Below are 17,142 nucleotides of genomic sequence, written 5' to 3'. Positions count from 1 at the left end.
GTGACCCTGTTGCGCAAAGAAACGGCGGTTGTTGCGTCATTACGCCGTCGTAATCACCCAGATGGTGAAAAATCGCGGTATCGCACGCGACGATAAGCGCTAATGGTTTCGGGAATGACGTAAAAGCAGTACAGTGCATTGTAATAAAATTACAACGATACCTGGCAGAAGTACCAGGTGATCCAACTGAGGAGAATGACATGGCGGTAACGCAAACAGCCCAGGCATGTGACCTGGTCATTTTCGGCGCGAAAGGCGACCTTGCACGCCGAAAATTGCTGCCTTCCCTGTATCAACTGGAGAAAGCGGGCCAAATTCATCCGGATACCCGTATCCTGGGTGTCGGGCGCGCTGACTGGGACAAGGACGCTTACACCAAAGTCGTCCGCGAGGCGCTCGAAACTTTCATGAAAGAAAAAATTGATGAAAGTTTGTGGGATACCCTGAGTGGACGCCTCGATTTCTGCAACCTGGACGTCAACGACGTCAGCGCGTTTACCCGCTTAGGCGCGATGCTGGATCAGAAAAACCGTGTCACCATTAACTATTTCGCCATGCCGCCAAGCACCTTCGGCGCCATCTGCAAAGGTCTGGGCGAAGCCAAACTGAACGCCAAACCGGCGCGCGTCGTGATGGAGAAGCCGCTGGGTACGTCGCTGGCAACCTCGCGTGAAATCAACGACCAGGTGGGCGAGTTCTTTGAAGAGTGCCAGGTCTACCGCATTGACCACTATCTCGGTAAAGAGACGGTTCTGAACCTGCTGGCGCTGCGTTTCGCTAACTCCCTGTTTGTGAATAACTGGGACAACCGCACTATCGACCACGTGGAAATCACCGTAGCGGAAGAGGTGGGGATTGAAGGTCGCTGGGGTTACTTTGACCAGGCCGGCCAGATGCGCGACATGATCCAGAACCACCTGCTGCAAATTCTGTGCATGATTGCCATGTCTCCACCGTCTGACCTGACGGCTGACAGCATCCGTGACGCAAAAGTGAAAGTGCTGAAGTCACTGCGCCGCATCGACCGCTCCAACGTGCGTGAGAAGACCGTCCGCGGTCAGTACACCGCCGGGTTTGCGCAAGGCAAAAAAGTGCCGGGCTACCTGGAAGAAGAGGGCGCGAACAAGTCCAGCAACACCGAGACGTTCGTGGCGATCCGCGTGGATATCGACGACTGGCGCTGGGCGGGCGTTCCGTTCTACCTGCGCACCGGTAAACGTCTGCCGGCTAAATGTTCCGAAGTGGTTGTGTACTTCAAAAACCCGGAACTGAACCTGTTCAAAGAGTCCTGGCAGGAACTGCCGCAGAACAAGTTGACCATTCGTCTGCAGCCGGACGAAGGGGTGGATATCCAGATCCTGAACAAAGTGCCGGGGCTGGATCATAAACACAACCTGCAGACCACCAAGCTGGATCTGAGCTACTCCGAAACCTTCAACCAGACGCACCTGGCCGATGCTTACGAGCGTCTGCTGCTGGAAACCATGCGCGGTATCCAGGCGCTGTTCGTGCGTCGCGACGAAGTGGAAGAGGCGTGGAAATGGGTCGACTCCATCACCGAAGCCTGGGCTGCCGATCAGGATGCGCCAAAACCGTACCAGGCTGGTACATGGGGACCTGTCGCGTCGGTGGCGATGATCACCCGCGATGGCCGCTCCTGGAACGAGTTTGAGTAAGATAATCCTCTAGCTCGAAAGTGTTATTTTACCGGTAACATGATCTAACACAGCTAGTGGCACAATTTTCAACTTTTAAGCTCCGCGTGGATTCACCCGCGGAGCTTTTTTTATTACACTGCCGGAAGTGATTTTGCCCCTGAGCTCCGGACAGCAAGCGTTTCAGCGTTGTTAACAACTGCCAGCGACTTTGTAAACTCCCGAGCCGGACAGATAATTTAGAGGAGCTTTTATGAATCCGACATTGTTACGCGTAACACAGCGCATTATCGAGCGCTCGAAAGAGACCCGTTCGGCCTACCTCGCCCGGATTGAACAGGCAAAGAGCAGCACCGTCCACCGATCTCAGCTGGCCTGCGGGAACCTGGCGCACGGCTTCGCCGCCTGCCAGCCTGATGATAAAGCGTCGCTGAAAAGCATGTTGCGTAACAATATCGCCATCATTACCTCCTATAACGATATGCTTTCCGCCCACCAGCCGTATGAGGTCTATCCCACTATCATCCGTAACGCGCTGCACAGCGTGAATGCGGTGGGCCAGGTGGCGGGCGGCGTGCCTGCCATGTGTGACGGCGTGACGCAGGGGCAGGACGGTATGGAGCTGTCCCTGCTGAGCCGCGAAGTGATTGCGATGTCTGCCGCGGTGGGCTTGTCACACAATATGTTTGATGGCGCGCTGTACCTCGGCGTGTGCGACAAGATTGTCCCGGGCCTGGTGATGGCGGCGCTGTCGTTTGGGCATCTGCCTGCGATCTTCGTCCCGTCCGGCCCAATGGCGAGCGGTCTGCCGAACAAAGAAAAAGTGCGTATTCGCCAGCTGTACGCGGAAGGGAAAGCAGACCGTCAGGCGCTGCTGGAGGCGGAAGCTGCGTCTTACCATGCGCCGGGGACCTGTACGTTCTACGGTACGGCTAACACTAACCAGATGGTCGTTGAGTTTATGGGGATGCAGCTTCCGGGCTCGTCCTTCATCCAGCCAGATGCACCGCTGCGCAAGGCGCTGACCGAGGCCGCGGCCCGTCAGGTCACGCGTCTGACCGGCAACGGCAACGAATGGATGCCGATGGGTAAAATGGTTGACGAAAAAGTCATTGTTAACGGGATTGTCGCGCTGCTGGCAACCGGTGGCTCAACTAACCACACCATGCATCTGGTGGCCATGGCGCGTGCGGCGGGCATTCTGATTAACTGGGATGACTTCTCCGAGATCTCTTCTGTAGTGCCGCTGATGGCGCGTCTGTACCCGAACGGTCCGGCGGATATTAACCACTTCCAGGCTGCAGGCGGCGTACCGCTGCTGATGCGGGAGCTGCTGAAAGGCGGACTGCTGCATGAAGACGTAAATACCGTGGCTGGCTTTGGCCTTCAGCGCTACACCCAGGAGCCGTGGCTGAACAACGGCGAGCTGGACTGGCGTGAAGGGGCGAGCGCTTCCCTTGATGCGCAGGTGATTGCCACGATCGACAAACCGTTCTCTCCTCATGGCGGCACCAAAGTGCTGAGCGGCAACCTCGGTCGTGCGGTAATGAAGACCTCTGCCGTACCGGAAGAGAACCAGGTTATCGAAGCGCCGGCGGTGGTGTTTGAAAGCCAGCACGACGTATTACCCGCCTTTGACGCCGGTCTGCTTGATAAAGACTGCGTAGTGGTGGTGCGTCACCAGGGGCCTAAAGCTAACGGGATGCCAGAATTACATAAACTTATGCCACCACTTGGTGTATTATTGGACCACCGTTTCAAAATTGCGCTAGTCACCGATGGACGCCTCTCCGGGGCATCCGGTAAAGTGCCTTCAGCCATCCACGTGACGCCGGAAGCCTACGACGGCGGTTTACTGGCGAAAGTACGCGATGGTGACATGATCCGCGTGAACGGCCAGACGGGCGAGTTAACCCTGCTGGTGGATGACGCCGAGCTGGCGGCACGTCAGCCCCATATTCCTGACCTGAGCGCATCGCGCGTGGGGACCGGACGCGAAATGTTCAGCGCGCTGCGTGAGAAACTCTCCGGTGCGGAGCAGGGCGCAACCTGTATTACGTTTTAAGACGACTTGATTTTAACGATCTGGCGAGAGAAAACTCTGATGAAAAACTGGAAAACAAGTGCAGAAGCAATCCTGACCACTGGCCCTGTCGTGCCGGTTATCGTGGTAAACAAGCTGGAGCACGCTGTACCGATGGCGAAAGCGCTGGTTGCGGGCGGCGTTCGCGTTCTGGAAGTGACCCTGCGCACCGCCTGCGCGATGGATGCTATCCGCGCTATCGCCAAAGAAGTGCCGGACGCCATCATCGGTGCGGGTACCGTTCTCAACGCGCAGCAGCTGGCAGAAGTGACCGAAGCGGGCGCGCAGTTCGCCATCAGCCCTGGCCTGACCGAGCCGCTGCTGAAAGCCGCCACTGAAGGTACCATTCCGCTGATCCCTGGCATCAGCACCGTCTCTGAACTGATGCTGGGCATGGACTACGGTCTGAAAGAGTTCAAATTCTTCCCGGCTGAAGCGAACGGCGGCACCAAAGCGCTGCAGGCGATTGCGGGTCCATTCTCTCAGGTGCGCTTCTGCCCGACGGGCGGTATCTCTCCTGCCAACTACCGTGACTACCTGGCGCTGAAAAGCGTGCTTTGCATCGGTGGTTCATGGCTGGTTCCGGCGGATGCGCTGGAAGCGGGCGACTGGGATCGCATCACCAAACTGGCTCGCGAAGCGGTTGAAGGTGCGAAACAGTAAGCCATTCGCCGCATGAAAAACGGGCCTTACGGCCCGTTTTTTTATCCTGCAACCTTGACGTTCGCAGCGGCCGCTTTCGCTCTCGCCACGGCGTCGTCAACGTTATCCCCGGTGGCTAATGCCACGCCAAGACGGCGGGTTCCGTCGATCTCCGGCTTGCCGAACAAACGTACCTGCAATCCTGCACCCACCGCCCCGTCGACGTTATCAAACGTGACGTTCTGGCTGGTTAACTGCGGCAGGATCACCGCCGAGGCGGCCGGGCCATACTGACGAATCCCGCCGACGGGCAGGCCGAGGAACGCGCGCACGTGCAGGGCGAACTCGGAGAGATCCTGCGAAATCAGCGTCACCATGCCGGTGTCATGCGGGCGAGGGGAGACTTCGCTGAAAATCACCTCATCACCGCACACAAACAGCTCCACGCCGAACAGGCCATAGCCGCCCAGCGCCAGGACGGTTTTACGGGCGATCTCCTGAGCACGCTCCAGCGCCAGGGTGCTCATCTGCTGCGGCTGCCAGGATTCGCGGTAATCGCCATCTTCCTGACGGTGCCCAATCGGGTCGCAGAAATGGACGCCGTCAACGGCGCTGACGGTCAGCAGGGTGATTTCGAAATCAAACTTCACGACGCCTTCGACGATGACGCGACCGGCTCCGGCCCGGCCACCCTGCTGGGCATAATCCCACGAGCTATCCAGGGTGCTGCTGTCGCGAATAAAGCTCTGTCCTTTTCCGGAGGAGCTCATCACCGGCTTAACGATGCACGGGTAGCCAATCTCTTCGACGGCCTTCAGGAATGCGGCCTTATCGCCCGCAAAACGGTAGCTCGAGGTGGGCAATCCCAGCTCTTCCGCCGCCAGGCGACGAATGCCTTCGCGGTTCATGGTGAGCTTTGCGGCTTTCGCGCAGGGCACCACGCGCTGGCCTTCCTGTTCCAGAGCGATCAGCGTATCGGTGGCGATGGCCTCAATTTCCGGCACGACAAAATCAGGTTTCTCGCGCGTAATCAGCTCACGAAGGGCATCGCCATCCAGCATGTTAATCACATAAGAACGATGGGCGACGTGCATGGCGGGTGCGTCGGCGTAACGGTCTACGGCAATGACTTCCACACCTAAACGCTGGCACTCAATGGCGACCTCTTTTCCCAGCTCGCCCGATCCCAACAGCATCACTCGCGTCGCCGCAGGTCGCAGCGCAGTTCCTAAACGAATCATAACAATCCCCCTGAAAAAGTTGCGCGCAGTATAAACGAAAACGTTTGCGTCTGTCTTGCGCAGGGATAAACGCGAGGGCAGAAATTTGCGCTTCTTTAGCCCGACCAGACATTTCCTGACGCCCGCTCGCTTACGCTGTGGAACATGTTCACCGTTAAGTGAGGGAAACCATGTCTGGCTGGTTAAATCAATTGCAATCCCTGTTAGGGCAGAAAACATCGTCTGGCGAACGGGGCCTCAGCAAACTGCTGGTACCCGGGGCGCTCGGCGGGCTGGCAGGCCTGCTGGTCGCGAATAAATCCTCACGCAAGCTGCTGGCAAAGTATGGTACAGGCGCGCTGCTGGCCGGCGGCGGCGCCATCGCGGGCACCGTGCTGTGGAATAAATACAAGGACAGGGTACGGACCGCGCACAGCGATGAACCGCATTACGGCGAGCACACCTCGCCGCTGGATCTGCGTACCGAACGGCTCATTCTTGCGCTGGTCTTTGCCGCGAAAAGCGACGGGCATATTGACGATAAGGAACGAACGGCGATCGAGCAGCAGCTGCGCGAGGCCGGTGTTGAAGAGAAGGGAAGAGTGCTGGTGGCGCAGGCGATAGAACAGCCGCTCGAGCCGCAGCGTCTTGCGCAAAGTGTGAAAAATGAGGAAGAGGCGCTGGAGCTCTATTTCCTCAGCTGCGCCGCCATCGATATCGATCACTTTATGGAACGCAGCTACCTTAACGCTCTGGGCGATGCGTTAAAGATCCCTCAGGACGTGCGCGAGGGTATTGAGCGGGATATCCGGGAGCAAAAACAGGCGTTACAGGGATAGCCGTCGCCGTCGCGACGCTGTTTCGCTTGCATCATGCGTGGGTTTTGCCAACCTTATAGGGTGTAAAACTTAAAAGAATGATGACATGCCACCGAAAGCCCGACGTACTCCTTATGCGATCACCACGCATGGCGATACGCGTATAGACAACTATTACTGGCTGCGGGACGATTCTCGCTCCCGGCCAGAGGTACTCGACTACCTGCACGAGGAAAACGACTATGGCCGAAAGGTCATGTCCAGCCAGCAGACGCTTCAGGACCAGCTCCTGAATGAAATGGTGCAGCGTATTCCCCAGCGCGATATCTCCGCGCCCTGGACCAAAAACGGCTATCGCTATCGCCATATTTACGAGCCCGGCAATGAGTATCCCATCTACCAGCGTCAGTCGGTGTTAAGCGCCGAATGGGATGAGTGGGATATTCTGCTCGATGCCAACCAGCGGGCCGCCCACAGCGAGTTTTATACCCTGGGCGGCATGTCCATTTCCCCTGACAACGCGGTGATGGCGCTGGCGGAGGATTATCTCTCCCGCCGCCAGTACGGCCTGCGGTTTCGCAATCTGGACACCGGCAACTGGTATCCGGAAATGCTGGAAAACGTCTCCCCGGATTTTGTCTGGGCGAATGATTCCGAGACGGTCTACTACGTCAAAAAGCACGCGTCGACGCTGCTGCCTTACCAGGTGTGGCGACATACCGTGGGAACAGACTCCGCTGACGACGAGCTGGTTTATGAAGAGAAAGACGAAACGTTCTATGTCAGCCTGCATAAAACCTCCTCACGCCACTATGTGATTATCTTCCTTGCCAGCGCGACGACGTCGGAAGTTCTGCTGCTCGATGCCGAACTGCCGGACGCCCAGCCGCTCTGTTTCCTGCCGCGCCGTAAGGATCACGAGTACAGCCTGGATCACTTCCAGCACAGCTTTTATCTGCGCTCCAATCGCGAGGGCAAAAACTTTGGTCTCTATAAAACCAAAGTGCGCGATGAGCGCAAGTGGGAGGTGCTTATCCCCGCGCGGGATCAGGTGATGCTGGAAGGGTTCACCCTGTTTACCGACTGGCTGGTGGTGGAAGAGCGTCAGCGCGGGCTGACCAGTATCCGGCAAATCAACCGTAAAACCCGGGAAGTGGTGGGGATTGCGTTTGATGACCCGGCCTACGTGACGTGGATTGGGTTCAACCCTGAACCCGAATCGTCGCGGTTGCGCTACGGCTACTCCTCCATGACCACGCCGGACACCCTGTTTGAGCTGGATATGGATACCGGGCAGCGCCAGGTGATTAAACAGACCGAGGTAAAAGGTTTTGAGTCCGAAAACTACCGCAGCGAGCATCTGTGGGTCACCGCCCGTGATGGTGTGGAGGTGCCGGTCTCGCTGGTCTATCACAAAGGCCATTTCCAGAAAGGCAAAAACCCGATCCTGGTGTACGGCTACGGCTCGTATGGCTCAAGCATGGATGCCGATTTCAGCAGCAGCCGGTTAAGCCTGCTCGATCGCGGCTTTGTTTTCGCCATCGCCCATATTCGCGGCGGCGGTGAGCTGGGCCAGAACTGGTATGAAGACGGGAAATTCCTGAAAAAGAAAAACACCTTCAATGACTACCTCGACGTCTGCGATGCGCTGATTGAGCAGGGCTACGGCGCTCCGCAGCTCTGCTTTGGGATGGGGGGCAGCGCGGGCGGCATGCTAATGGGGGCGGCGATCAACCAGCGTCCCGACCGCTTTAAGGGGATTGTCGCGCAGGTACCGTTTGTCGATGTGGTCACGACCATGCTCGATGAATCCATTCCGCTTACCACCGGAGAGTTTGAGGAGTGGGGGAATCCGCAGGATGAGATGTACTACCGCTATATGAAAGAGTACAGCCCGTACGATAACGTTGAGGCGAAAGCCTACCCGCACATGCTGGTCACCACCGGTTTGCATGATTCTCAGGTGCAGTACTGGGAGCCGGCAAAATGGGTGGCAAAGCTGCGGGAGCTGAAAACCGATGACAATCTGCTGCTGCTGTGTACCGACATGGATTCCGGACACGGAGGGAAATCGGGGCGATTTAAATCGTACGAAGGCGTTGCCCTGGAATATGCCTTTTTAATAGGCCTGGCGCAGGACACGCTGCCAGGCCGTGCGGAGCGTTAAGCGTCGCCCAGATAATGTTTCAGCGTTAAGCGCAGTTCCGGGCTCATTCTGTCGAGGTTGTTATACAGCCAGCGCAAATAGCCCGGGTCTTTATCCGCCACCTCGGACACCGGCTTCCCGCGATATTTACCAAAGGTAAACGTGGTCAGCAGCGCGGGACGTCCGGTGATCGTCGCCATGTCATCCGGCGTCCAGCCAGAGATATTCATAATATCAATCAGCAGCGCGGCGGTGATATAGCAGTCATACAGGGCGCGGTGATGGTGAAGCCCCTCAGGGGTACGTACGCTGAGCTTGCGGGACTTGTACAGCGCCATATTGCTGTATTTAATCCCCGGCCACAGACGACGCGCCAGCTTCATGGTGCAAATCCATTCCCCCGGCATTTCAGGCAACACCCGGCGGTCAAAGCTGGCGTTATGCGCGACGTACCACGGACTACCGTAGTAGTGAGGGATGATCTCTTCGATCCACGGCTTATCCGCCACCATCGATTCGGTAATGCGATGGATAGCCATTGCCTGAGGGCTTATGGGGCGATCGGGACGCACCAGATGGCTCATGGGGTTGACGATTTTACCATCAACCACGTCGACAGAGGCCACTTCCACTATTCCGCCCTGAAGATCACAAGTTTCGGTATCGATGACGCGCAGCATTGAAAACTCCTGAGCTTAAAACGCCTAGCCTAAAGGAATGATATCGCCTTGCCAACCCTCTCCGCCGAGCGTGCCGGTCACCAGAAGCTCGCCCTTATCCGCGCGCACGACCAGCTGGCCTTTTTCATCCCACAGCGCGCTGCCGCCGCAGGCGTTCGCCATCAGCACCGCAATGGCATATTTATGCGCGAAGCGCTGCAGGTTACTGATGGACTGCCGCCAGCGATTATCCCCTACCGACTAGCAGCTGGTAACAAGCGTTGCCCGGGGATCGAGATTGGGGGAATCGGGATGTGCATCAAGGATGCTAAGGTGTTTATCCCCCGGCACGAGGCTGGCACCGCGCCCTTGCGGATAGCGCAAAATGCGATGGCGGGCGGGCGAAAACAGCACAAGGCCTTTCTGGCGCTGGCCATTCTGTTCCAGGGGGAGCCCGGCAATAACGGTAATCTGGTGTAGATGTGCCGCGTTGAGCAGCGGCTCCAGCTGCGCGTCATCGGGCGGGGGAGGTAACGTCGGCGCGCCAGAGCCCGTTAATGAGAGTTCAGGGAAAACCAGCAGTTCGCACCGCTGCCGCGCTGCTTCGGCGATGAAGCGCAGGTGGTGCGTAACATGGTCATCTACGGTCTGATGCAGCCCGCCATACTGGGCTGCCGCTATATTCCAATGTGACATCGTGACTTCCTTATACACTGAGTCGCAGAGATTTAAGAATAGACCCATATTTATCAGGGTTTTCTTATCCTGCCAGATTACGCGTAAGGAAGTGTAACGACTCGTTAAGCTTATTTAACTTTAGGCTCGTACGGTAAACGGGAGAGATTGACCGAGGCAAGACGGTGGGCGATGAGTCTTTCGCGGAACCAGTCGCGCAGATGGGCGGGCTGTTCCCGTTCCACGACTTCAGCCACGATGGGCATGTTGTAACGCTCTTTGAACGCGACGCCAGCGGCAGCGAGATCGACATTCACTTTATCCATCTCGTCCTGCGGAAGGGCGGCCAGATTGATCTTCATTACCTTCTCCTTTTTATACGGCGGCAACGTTACCGCGATTGCACGATGATGACAAGCGGAGGCAGGATGATCCTCGACTCGTTTATTATACAGCGTTATTCTTTAGCATACAGACATAACAAAAAGGAATGATTGGATGGGTTTCTCCGCTTCCCGCGCAGTTTGCGCACTGGTTTTTGTGGCCTCGACAATGATGACGCCCTCCGTGCTTGCACATGCGCATCTTAACCAGCAGGTCCCAGCAGCAGACAGCGTGGTGACCGCACCTCAGGCACTTACGCTGAATTTTTCGGAAGGTATCGAACCTGGTTTTAGCGGTGTGGTGGTAACGGATGCGCAAAATCAGGTCATCAAAACGGGAACCGTTACGCGCGACGAAAAGAACAAAGCTCAGCTTACCGTGCCGCTGGAACAAACGCTGGCAGCAGGAACTTACCAGGTGGACTGGCACGTGGTCTCCGTAGACGGCCATAAAACCAAAGGCAGCTATCACTTTAGCGTGAAATAGCATGCTGGCGCTGTGTTATGTCGGGTTACGCTTTATCCATTTCGGGGCGCTGATGCTGGTGTTTGGCAATGCGCTTTATAGCGTCTGGTTTGCGCCTTCCTCTCTCCACCGTCTGCTGTCCCGGCGTTTTCAGTCTCAGCAGAAAGTGGCGGCCCTAGTGAGCCTGGCGGCTGCGGTCCTGATGTTTATGCTGCAGGGTGGATTGATGGGCAACGGCTGGGGAGATGTGTTTGCGCCACAGGTCTGGTTCAGCGTGATGGGAACCCGGTTTGGCGGCGTCTGGCTGTGGCAAATGATCCTCGCTGCGATAACGGTCAGTGCCGCATGGCTCGCGCCGCTGAAAGGTTCGCGTCTGCTGCTGCTCGCAATGGGCCAGCTTATCCTGCTGGCTGGGGTAGGTCACGCGGCGATGAACGACGGTCCGATGGGGGCGCTGCAGCGTCTTAATTATGCTTTTCACCTGATCTGTGCCGCCACCTGGCTTGGCGGATTACTGCCCCTGCTGTTCTGCATGCGACTGGCGAAAGGGCGCTGGCAGAATGCCGCCATCTTTACCATGATGCGCTTCTCGCGCGTGGGGCATTATGCCGTTGCGGGCGTGCTGCTCTCCGGGGTGATAAATGCACTCATGATACTGGGCCTCGATATTCCCTGGCAGGCTGGCTACGTGCAGTTTTTGTTGTTCAAATGTGCGCTGGTGGCGTTGATGGTGGTAATTGCGCTGGCAAATCGGTATTTTCTGGTGCCACGTTTTCGTCCGGAGACCGGGCGAGCAAAGCAGATTTTTATCAGGATGACACAGGCAGAAGTGGTGCTGGGGGCGCTGGTGCTGGCAACGGTCAGCCTGTTCGCCACCTGGGAACCCTTCTGACAAGGTTAAATATCATATGAAAAAGACAGTACTTTCTCTCTTATTGCTGGCCTGTACGGGGAGCGCGTTTGCCGCACCGCAGGTCATCACCGTGAGCCGTTTCGAGGTGGGTAAGGACAAATGGGCGTTCAATCGCGAAGAGGTGATGCTGACCTGCCGTCCAGGCCATGCGCTGTATGCCATCAATCCGAGCACGCTGGTGCAATACCCCCTGAATGATACCGCAGAGCAGCAGGTAGCCAGCGGCAAGAGCAGCGGCCAGCCGATTAGCATTATTCAAATCGATGACCCGTCGCATCCGGGACAAAAAATGAGTCTGGCACCGTTTATCGAGCGCGCCGACAAGCTCTGCTAACGTTCGGGTTTCCAATAAAAAACCGCAGATGCTTGCGAAAGCACTGCGGTTTTTCACTTTTAATGATGCTCTGGCGCTTTTTTTCCGACCGCTTTAGCTGTGGACTGGAAAACCTGGCGTCGTCATCTATTCTTAAAAGGCAAGGCGACTTAGCCTGCATTAATGCCAACTTTTAGCGCACGGCTCTCTCCCAAGAGCCATTTCCCTGGACCGAATACAGGAATCGTATTCGGTCTCTTTTTATCTATTTGTTTTTCAATGGTTTTTTCGGTTTTAACATGAAATCCCCCGAAAATTACTCGAACATTCCATATCCTCTGTAAACCATAACATACTCAGGACCGCGTGCGTCCAGGGTTTTTTGGGATCTTTGTTAAAATTTTGTGGCCGAGCGACCGCTGAGCAAACGCCTTCTGGGGAGCAAAAGGGCAGCCCTAGGTTAAATAATGAACGTGCTGAATTTGTCTTTGTGGCGGACAATGTACTCCGGGAAGTTTTCAACCGTTAGCTCTTGCTTGATTAATGTCCTGTCGCGCCCCCAGATATCTTCCGCGTTTTTAATGACCTTCATGATGTGTTCCGGGTTGTTAAACTCAGGAAGATCGTATTCTGTATGGGATATGGTCGACATTTTTTCTGAGATGCGCTCGGGTGTCATTACCCAAGAGAAATGCCAGCCACCATTTTCAATGATGCTGTTGTTAATCTTGAACCAGTTCCACTTTAGCCAGGACCAGTTTTTAACGCTTCGGGTGCGTTTAAGATTCCTGAATGATTCAGGTTCGCCGCCAAAGAAACTAACGAGATTTTTATATTGTGTGGCTCTCGGTAATTTGCATTTTCTTGGCGTGTTGTCAGTATTAAAAACCTGCAGGTTGAACTGATAGTTATAGAAATTCTGATAAATAGTAGTGCAGAGCTTTTTGGGGTTTATCGATGCTACCACCTGGGGTGAAAATATCTCATCGACATCGGAAACTAAAATCAAATCATCATCGTTGGCATGCGTCAAACCCTGCATGATGGCATTCCTCTGCGCGGCTTCATTTGCCCACGCATCCACCACCATACCCTCTGGCAGACCCGGAATCACTTCTCGGGCTGGATGAGATTCTTCGGCGGCTATCGTAATCGGTTCTTTATCATGCACAATGTAGATAATTTTATCTTTAAACTGACTGTATTTATTAATGTCAAAATGCAGCTGCCTCTTTTTACCGGTAAAGGTATGCGTTGACTCAACGATAACGAAGCGATCGACAACGTCCGCGAGCGTGTTCAGTCTGATTTCGAGAAGCATATCTTCATCGTAATATAAGAAGCAGTCATAGATCATTACCGAAGTCCCTCATTTTATGCGCCCACAGTGCGCTTTTCCCAACGCATTCGCCGGTATCATTTCGCGCAATGCTAACTGAGCGCACTCGCCCTGCGCAAGAGTGCACTGCTTTATCATTCCTCTTTTAAACAGAATGCATCCGCTATGCAGTGGGCGAAGGCGCCAGCCAGGCTTAAAAATGGGACTTAACGGATACCTCTATTTCATCGAGCAGCTCAAAGCGACGGCGATATTCGGCACGTTTTTTACTGGCAATCTCTTCAAGCGATTTACGCTCCATCTGCCGCGGCAGCTGCCAGCAGAAGGCCGAAAGCTTTTTACCGTCCAGAGATGCCCAAAATTCATCGTAGCTGGCGTGGAAATGGCGGCCTTTGCTCAGGCGATATCGCAACGCGCGGAAAACGTGCCCCTCGTCGCTGACGGCAAAAATCGCCCGGACAGATGACTGCGCAGCCAGCTGAAAAAGAACTTCCATCAACACGCGCTTAGGGAACAGGCCGTGACAGGCGCGGGTGGCCTGTTTAATGACGTCTCGCGATACGCAGCGACGGGGCCCCTGAAGCCCGCCAATGACCATGACATGTTGACCGTTGCTGCGCGCGACGCTAAAGGTCAGGCTGGCCAGCAGCGTATCCTCGTTGTCGTGTAGCCACAGCGTGCTTTCTCCTTCGCGCTCGGCTTTTCCCGCAGAGGAAGCATTGACCCTATAGGTTACGCCGTCTTTAGCATGGAACTGCACAACGGTTTGCTCCTGCTGGCTCGTCAGGGCCTGAGCGAGACCGCTCTCTTTCAGGCTATCAATCCAGTAGTAATGGTTGACGATAGCGTCGGCGCGATCGTTAGCCGTCAGGCCGCGCATCAGATATTGTCGGTGGGTCTTACTGGGCAACGTAATTTGAGAGGCCAGCAGCCTGTCGAAATCGTCGCGACCCGAAAGGGCTTCCAGCATGCGATGGGTGGAGGACCAGAACAGAAGCGAGCGTAAAAGGAACTTCAGACGATATTCGCGTTTGCGCCAGATCGGACCCGGCACGCGTTTGCCGTTCACCAGCTCGGAAATAATATTTGTGCGATGCGGATAAAAAACATCGTTATGCAGGTGCGTATTAGACACGTGAAGACCCCTCTTTTTTTATACCCTTATTCTAAAGAGCCAATAAAAAGGGATTAATAGCGCGAGGATCTTTATTTCTGTTTGGTTTACCGTTTGTTTGACTTCGTGATGACCGCGCCTGTCTGTTGCCTTTTCTGCGGCGGCTATACTGTTTAAAGGAGGTCCTATGTATCAGCGAATTGAAGGTGGGATGTGGCGTCACGTCTGGGTTGTCAGCGATATACACGGTTGTTACCAGTGGCTTATGGATGAGCTTAAACGCCGTCATTTTAACCCATATGAGGATTTACTTATTTCAGTCGGGGATGTGATCGATCGTGGCCCTGATAGCGTTAAATGCCTGCAGTTAATTCATGAAAAATGGTTTCGTGCCGTGCGTGGAAACCATGAGCAAATGGCTCTCGACAGTCTGGATAATAACGATTTTTCTCTCTGGACGATGAATGGTGGAATATGGTTTTCGCATCTTGAACGCGACCAGCAACAGCTTGCCCTGTCGTTGCTCGACGCCTGTCGCGATTTACCGCATATCATTGAGATAACCTGTGCGAACGGTCTGAATGTGATTGCCCATGCGGATTATCCGGCCGCGGAATACTGTTGGCAAAAACCGGTTAGCGCCCAGCGCGTCTTATGGAACCGCGACAGGCTGATGGGATTTATGGTGGGCAAAGGAGAGGGCATCAGCGGCGCGGATCATTTCTGGTTTGGGCATACGCCCCTCGACAGAAGATACAATTTTAATAATCTTCACTACATTGATACGGGGGCTGTGTTCGACGGTTACTTCACGCTGGCGCAGCTGCAGTAATAAATAACCCGCCTTCGGGCGGGTTCTCTTTAGGTCAGGCAAGACGCATGACCCAGGCATCGGTTTTACTATCGTAATGCTCACGGTAAAGGACAGAATGTTCGCCATCAAGTATTGCCGGGACGCTGGTGTCTGCATCCCATGCATCGAGCTGCATGCACAAATCCGGGTCGGATTTGCAGGGAATACTTAACGTTCGATCGCCTTGTGCTTCGCCGCGCAGCTCTGCGTCGTCGATCTCAAAAGCGCCAATACGCACGCTGGTTTTCGTCATAGTGCTCTCCGGGTCGGTTGTCAAAATCTGGTATGACCAGTACGATCACCCATCTTTGATCGTAGACAAGGAGAGCAAAATCGCCAGTAAAAAAATGCGCTTTTTTTCAGGCTGTGCGATCGTTACCGGTAAACAGACGGCCATCCCGAACCAGCTCGCGCGGATAGCTGTTTTTCAGCCTTGAGCCGACTTTTTTTGCCAGCCCCAGCGGATATCCCTGATACGTTACGATCACTTCATCGCCTGACGGCGTGCAGTCCGGATAGACATCGCGACCACGGTACCACTCTTCGGCTTCCTGATGCGTCAGGGCAAAGTTATTCTCGCATCCGGCAAGGGCGATAACGGCCTCATGCTGCCAGCGATAGCCTTTGTTATGCACTTCCGCCAGGCGGATCCCGATTCGCGAAAAACGGACCTTTCCGATGAGCGGCTCGATCTGTGCCGGGAACAGCCATATCTCTTTATCACGCATCCAGGGGTGCAGACTCTCATCCCAGACCAGCCCAACCTTTTTGGCGGCGGCTTCAAGCTGTGCTGCATCGCGACCTTTAAGGGGAGCAAACGGGAAGTTGCCGACCTTAAATTTAGGCGCGGGCAGGGGAGCAACCGCCTGCGTTTTACGCAGACGCGCCACAAAGAACCCTTCGCAGTCGTAAATCTGCGGGAACACGTGGAGGAAACCCTCCGGCGTGACCGCCTCCTGTGCCGAGACGAACAGATCGTTAAGCGGCAGAAACTCCACGGCATCCGGGTAGTTCGCTTTCAGCCACAGGCAGACGTCTTCGTTTTCATCGCGGTTTAAGGTGCACGTTGAATAGACCAGCGTGCCGCCGGGGCGCAACGCGTGAAATGCGCTCTCGATCAGCTCGCGCTGCGTGGCGGCGATCTCAAGGTTGCTTTCCACGGACCAGTTTTTTAACGCATCGGGATCTTTACGCACCACTCCTTCGCCGGAGCAAGGGGCGTCCAGCAGAATGGCATCGAAGGCTTCCGGTAAGGCGGCGCCAAACACGCGTCCGTCGAAGTGCGTCAGGGCAACATTATGAATACCGCAGCGGCTGATGTTGGCATGCAACACCTTCACGCGGCTGGCGGAAAACTCGTTGGCGAGTATCGCCCCGTGGTTACCCATCCGGGCGGCAATTTGCGTGGTTTTTGAGCCGGGCGCTGCGGCAACATCCATCACGCGTTCAGGCGCATTGCCATCGGCGAACAGGGCGGCCACCGGCAGCATCGAGCTGGCTTCCTGAATATAGAACAGACCGCTCAGATGTTCAGCGGTACTGCCCAGCGGCAGCGAGGCTTCGTCATCGCGTTCGATCCAGAAACCCTCGGCGCACCACGGGACCGGCGTAAGCTGCCAGCCGTACGGCGAGACCAGCGCCAGAAAATCATCGACGCTGATTTTCAGCGTGTTGACGCGAATACTTCGGCGTAACGGACGCTGGCAGGCGGCGATAAAATCGTCTAACGACAGGTGAGAGGGAAGCGCCTCGCGCATCTGCGCCAGGAATTGTTCAGGAAGAAATACGGAGTTTTGAGCCACGGGCACACCACAGGGAAAAGTTCAGGTGCGCAGTGTAACATAAAGGCTCCGGTGCGTTGAC

The 17,142-nt window shown here is 55.5% G+C and carries 16 protein-coding genes and 1 pseudogene; 9 read left to right on the top strand and 8 right to left on the bottom strand.

Annotated elements, in window-relative coordinates; translation table 11 throughout:
• The first annotated feature begins 200 nt into the window (after nucleotides 1-200).
• The 3 genes from zwf (at nucleotide 201) to kdgA (ending at nucleotide 4,401) form a co-directional block, all read left to right on the top strand.
• The gene (zwf, locus tag SPG90_RS09045) at nucleotides 201-1,676 is read left to right on the top strand and encodes a glucose-6-phosphate dehydrogenase (protein WP_023312228.1); all 1,476 of its coding nucleotides are present in this window, start codon (nucleotides 201-203) and stop codon (nucleotides 1,674-1,676) included.
• Between the two features lie 232 nt (nucleotides 1,677-1,908).
• A complete protein-coding gene (gene edd, locus SPG90_RS09040; RefSeq protein WP_126303785.1) occupies nucleotides 1,909-3,720 on the top strand; it encodes a phosphogluconate dehydratase in 1,812 nt (603 codons plus the stop codon).
• 39 nt (nucleotides 3,721-3,759) lie between these two features.
• Entirely contained in the window at nucleotides 3,760-4,401 is a 642-nt protein-coding gene (gene kdgA, locus SPG90_RS09035) for a bifunctional 4-hydroxy-2-oxoglutarate aldolase/2-dehydro-3-deoxy-phosphogluconate aldolase (protein ID WP_014884307.1), read from the top strand.
• A 41-nt stretch (nucleotides 4,402-4,442) separates the two neighbouring features.
• On the opposite strand, the gene purT is transcribed toward kdgA, so the two are convergent.
• The gene (purT, locus tag SPG90_RS09030) at nucleotides 4,443-5,621 is read right to left on the bottom strand and encodes a formate-dependent phosphoribosylglycinamide formyltransferase (protein WP_045404464.1); all 1,179 of its coding nucleotides are present in this window, start codon (nucleotides 5,619-5,621) and stop codon (nucleotides 4,443-4,445) included.
• Nucleotides 5,622-5,791: 170 nt separating this feature from the next.
• Between purT and SPG90_RS09025 the strand changes: the two genes are divergently transcribed.
• Nucleotides 5,792-6,439 (top strand): tellurite resistance TerB family protein, encoded by a 648-nt coding sequence (locus tag SPG90_RS09025; protein WP_045404465.1) that lies wholly within the window; start codon nucleotides 5,792-5,794, stop codon nucleotides 6,437-6,439.
• Between the two features lie 85 nt (nucleotides 6,440-6,524).
• Nucleotides 6,525-8,585 carry an oligopeptidase B gene (gene ptrB, locus SPG90_RS09020; protein WP_045404467.1) on the top strand — a complete coding sequence of 687 codons (2,061 nt, stop codon included), beginning with the start codon at nucleotides 6,525-6,527 and terminating at the stop codon, nucleotides 8,583-8,585.
• On the opposite strand, the gene exoX is transcribed toward ptrB, so the two are convergent.
• The 3 genes and pseudogenes from exoX to SPG90_RS09005 form a co-directional block, all read right to left on the bottom strand.
• Nucleotides 8,582-9,244: an exodeoxyribonuclease X gene (gene exoX / locus SPG90_RS09015; RefSeq protein ID WP_010432611.1), complete on the bottom strand. Its 663-nt coding sequence runs from the start codon at nucleotides 9,242-9,244 to the stop codon at nucleotides 8,582-8,584. The genes ptrB and exoX overlap by 4 nt on opposite strands.
• Nucleotides 9,245-9,268: 24 nt before the next feature.
• Nucleotides 9,269-9,919: pseudogene (locus tag SPG90_RS09010) on the bottom strand (nitrilase-related carbon-nitrogen hydrolase).
• Between the two features lie 110 nt (nucleotides 9,920-10,029).
• Nucleotides 10,030-10,260 carry a DNA polymerase III subunit theta gene (locus SPG90_RS09005; RefSeq protein ID WP_013096102.1) on the bottom strand — a complete coding sequence of 77 codons (231 nt, stop codon included), beginning with the start codon at nucleotides 10,258-10,260 and terminating at the stop codon, nucleotides 10,030-10,032.
• 136 nt (nucleotides 10,261-10,396) lie between these two features.
• Here SPG90_RS09005 and yobA point away from each other — a divergent pair, with 136 nt between their 5' ends.
• From yobA to SPG90_RS08990, 3 genes are read left to right on the top strand one after another with little or no spacing between them, the layout of a single operon-like run.
• Nucleotides 10,397-10,768, top strand: coding sequence for a CopC domain-containing protein YobA (yobA, locus tag SPG90_RS09000; RefSeq protein ID WP_045355979.1), 372 nt, complete (start codon nucleotides 10,397-10,399; stop codon nucleotides 10,766-10,768).
• A gap of 1 nt (nucleotide 10,769) precedes the next feature.
• Complete coding sequence (gene copD / locus SPG90_RS08995) at nucleotides 10,770-11,639, top strand: copper homeostasis membrane protein CopD (RefSeq protein ID WP_047173216.1); 870 nt, start codon at nucleotides 10,770-10,772, stop codon at nucleotides 11,637-11,639.
• A 16-nt stretch (nucleotides 11,640-11,655) separates the two neighbouring features.
• Nucleotides 11,656-11,994 (top strand): YebY family protein, encoded by a 339-nt coding sequence (locus tag SPG90_RS08990; protein ID WP_045404471.1) that lies wholly within the window; start codon nucleotides 11,656-11,658, stop codon nucleotides 11,992-11,994.
• A 439-nt stretch (nucleotides 11,995-12,433) separates the two neighbouring features.
• Here SPG90_RS08990 and SPG90_RS08985 read toward each other — a convergent pair whose 3' ends face one another.
• Both SPG90_RS08985 and SPG90_RS08980 read right to left on the bottom strand, forming a co-directional pair.
• Nucleotides 12,434-13,330, bottom strand: a complete 897-nt coding sequence (locus SPG90_RS08985) for a benzoate transporter (RefSeq protein ID WP_045405219.1) — start codon at nucleotides 13,328-13,330, stop codon at nucleotides 12,434-12,436.
• A gap of 175 nt (nucleotides 13,331-13,505) precedes the next feature.
• Nucleotides 13,506-14,447 (bottom strand): VirK/YbjX family protein, encoded by a 942-nt coding sequence (locus SPG90_RS08980; RefSeq protein WP_045405217.1) that lies wholly within the window; start codon nucleotides 14,445-14,447, stop codon nucleotides 13,506-13,508.
• Between the two features lie 166 nt (nucleotides 14,448-14,613).
• Here SPG90_RS08980 and pphA point away from each other — a divergent pair, with 166 nt between their 5' ends.
• Nucleotides 14,614-15,258, top strand: coding sequence for a protein-serine/threonine phosphatase (pphA, locus tag SPG90_RS08975; protein WP_045405214.1), 645 nt, complete (start codon nucleotides 14,614-14,616; stop codon nucleotides 15,256-15,258).
• Between the two features lie 34 nt (nucleotides 15,259-15,292).
• Here pphA and SPG90_RS08970 read toward each other — a convergent pair whose 3' ends face one another.
• Together SPG90_RS08970 and rsmF are read right to left on the bottom strand one after the other, a co-directional pair.
• On the bottom strand, nucleotides 15,293-15,532 hold the full coding sequence (locus SPG90_RS08970; protein WP_008500472.1) for a YebV family protein: 240 nt from the start codon (nucleotides 15,530-15,532) through the stop codon (nucleotides 15,293-15,295).
• Nucleotides 15,533-15,638: 106 nt separating this feature from the next.
• Nucleotides 15,639-17,081 (bottom strand): 16S rRNA (cytosine(1407)-C(5))-methyltransferase RsmF, encoded by a 1,443-nt coding sequence (gene rsmF, locus SPG90_RS08965; RefSeq protein ID WP_126303779.1) that lies wholly within the window; start codon nucleotides 17,079-17,081, stop codon nucleotides 15,639-15,641.
• Between the last annotated feature and the right edge of the window lie 61 nt (nucleotides 17,082-17,142).

Origin of the sequence: Enterobacter sp. D2, from assembly GCF_034427575.1 — a bacterium.
GTDB classification, from domain to species: Bacteria; Pseudomonadota; Gammaproteobacteria; order Enterobacterales; family Enterobacteriaceae; genus Enterobacter; species Enterobacter cloacae_M.
The sequence above is the reverse complement of the archived record's forward strand: the minus strand, read 5'-3'. Positions and strand labels throughout refer to the sequence as shown.

Excerpts from the sequence above, each read along its gene's own strand:
- zwf (WP_023312228.1), top strand. The coding sequence starts at position 201 with ATGGCGGTAACGCAAACAGCCCAGGCATGTGACCTGGTCATTTTCGGC.
- edd (WP_126303785.1), top strand. The coding sequence starts at position 1,909 with ATGAATCCGACATTGTTACGCGTAACACAGCGCATTATCGAGCGCTCG.
- kdgA (WP_014884307.1), top strand. The coding sequence starts at position 3,760 with ATGAAAAACTGGAAAACAAGTGCAGAAGCAATCCTGACCACTGGCCCT.
- purT (WP_045404464.1), bottom strand. The coding sequence starts at position 5,621 with ATGATTCGTTTAGGAACTGCGCTGCGACCTGCGGCGACGCGAGTGATG.
- SPG90_RS09025 (WP_045404465.1), top strand. The coding sequence starts at position 5,792 with ATGTCTGGCTGGTTAAATCAATTGCAATCCCTGTTAGGGCAGAAAACA.
- ptrB (WP_045404467.1), top strand. The coding sequence starts at position 6,525 with ATGCCACCGAAAGCCCGACGTACTCCTTATGCGATCACCACGCATGGC.
- exoX (WP_010432611.1), bottom strand. The coding sequence starts at position 9,244 with ATGCTGCGCGTCATCGATACCGAAACTTGTGATCTTCAGGGCGGAATA.
- SPG90_RS09005 (WP_013096102.1), bottom strand. The coding sequence starts at position 10,260 with ATGAAGATCAATCTGGCCGCCCTTCCGCAGGACGAGATGGATAAAGTG.
- yobA (WP_045355979.1), top strand. The coding sequence starts at position 10,397 with ATGGGTTTCTCCGCTTCCCGCGCAGTTTGCGCACTGGTTTTTGTGGCC.
- copD (WP_047173216.1), top strand. The coding sequence starts at position 10,770 with ATGCTGGCGCTGTGTTATGTCGGGTTACGCTTTATCCATTTCGGGGCG.
- SPG90_RS08990 (WP_045404471.1), top strand. The coding sequence starts at position 11,656 with ATGAAAAAGACAGTACTTTCTCTCTTATTGCTGGCCTGTACGGGGAGC.
- SPG90_RS08985 (WP_045405219.1), bottom strand. The coding sequence starts at position 13,330 with ATGATCTATGACTGCTTCTTATATTACGATGAAGATATGCTTCTCGAA.
- pphA (WP_045405214.1), top strand. The coding sequence starts at position 14,614 with ATGTATCAGCGAATTGAAGGTGGGATGTGGCGTCACGTCTGGGTTGTC.
- SPG90_RS08970 (WP_008500472.1), bottom strand. The coding sequence starts at position 15,532 with ATGACGAAAACCAGCGTGCGTATTGGCGCTTTTGAGATCGACGACGCA.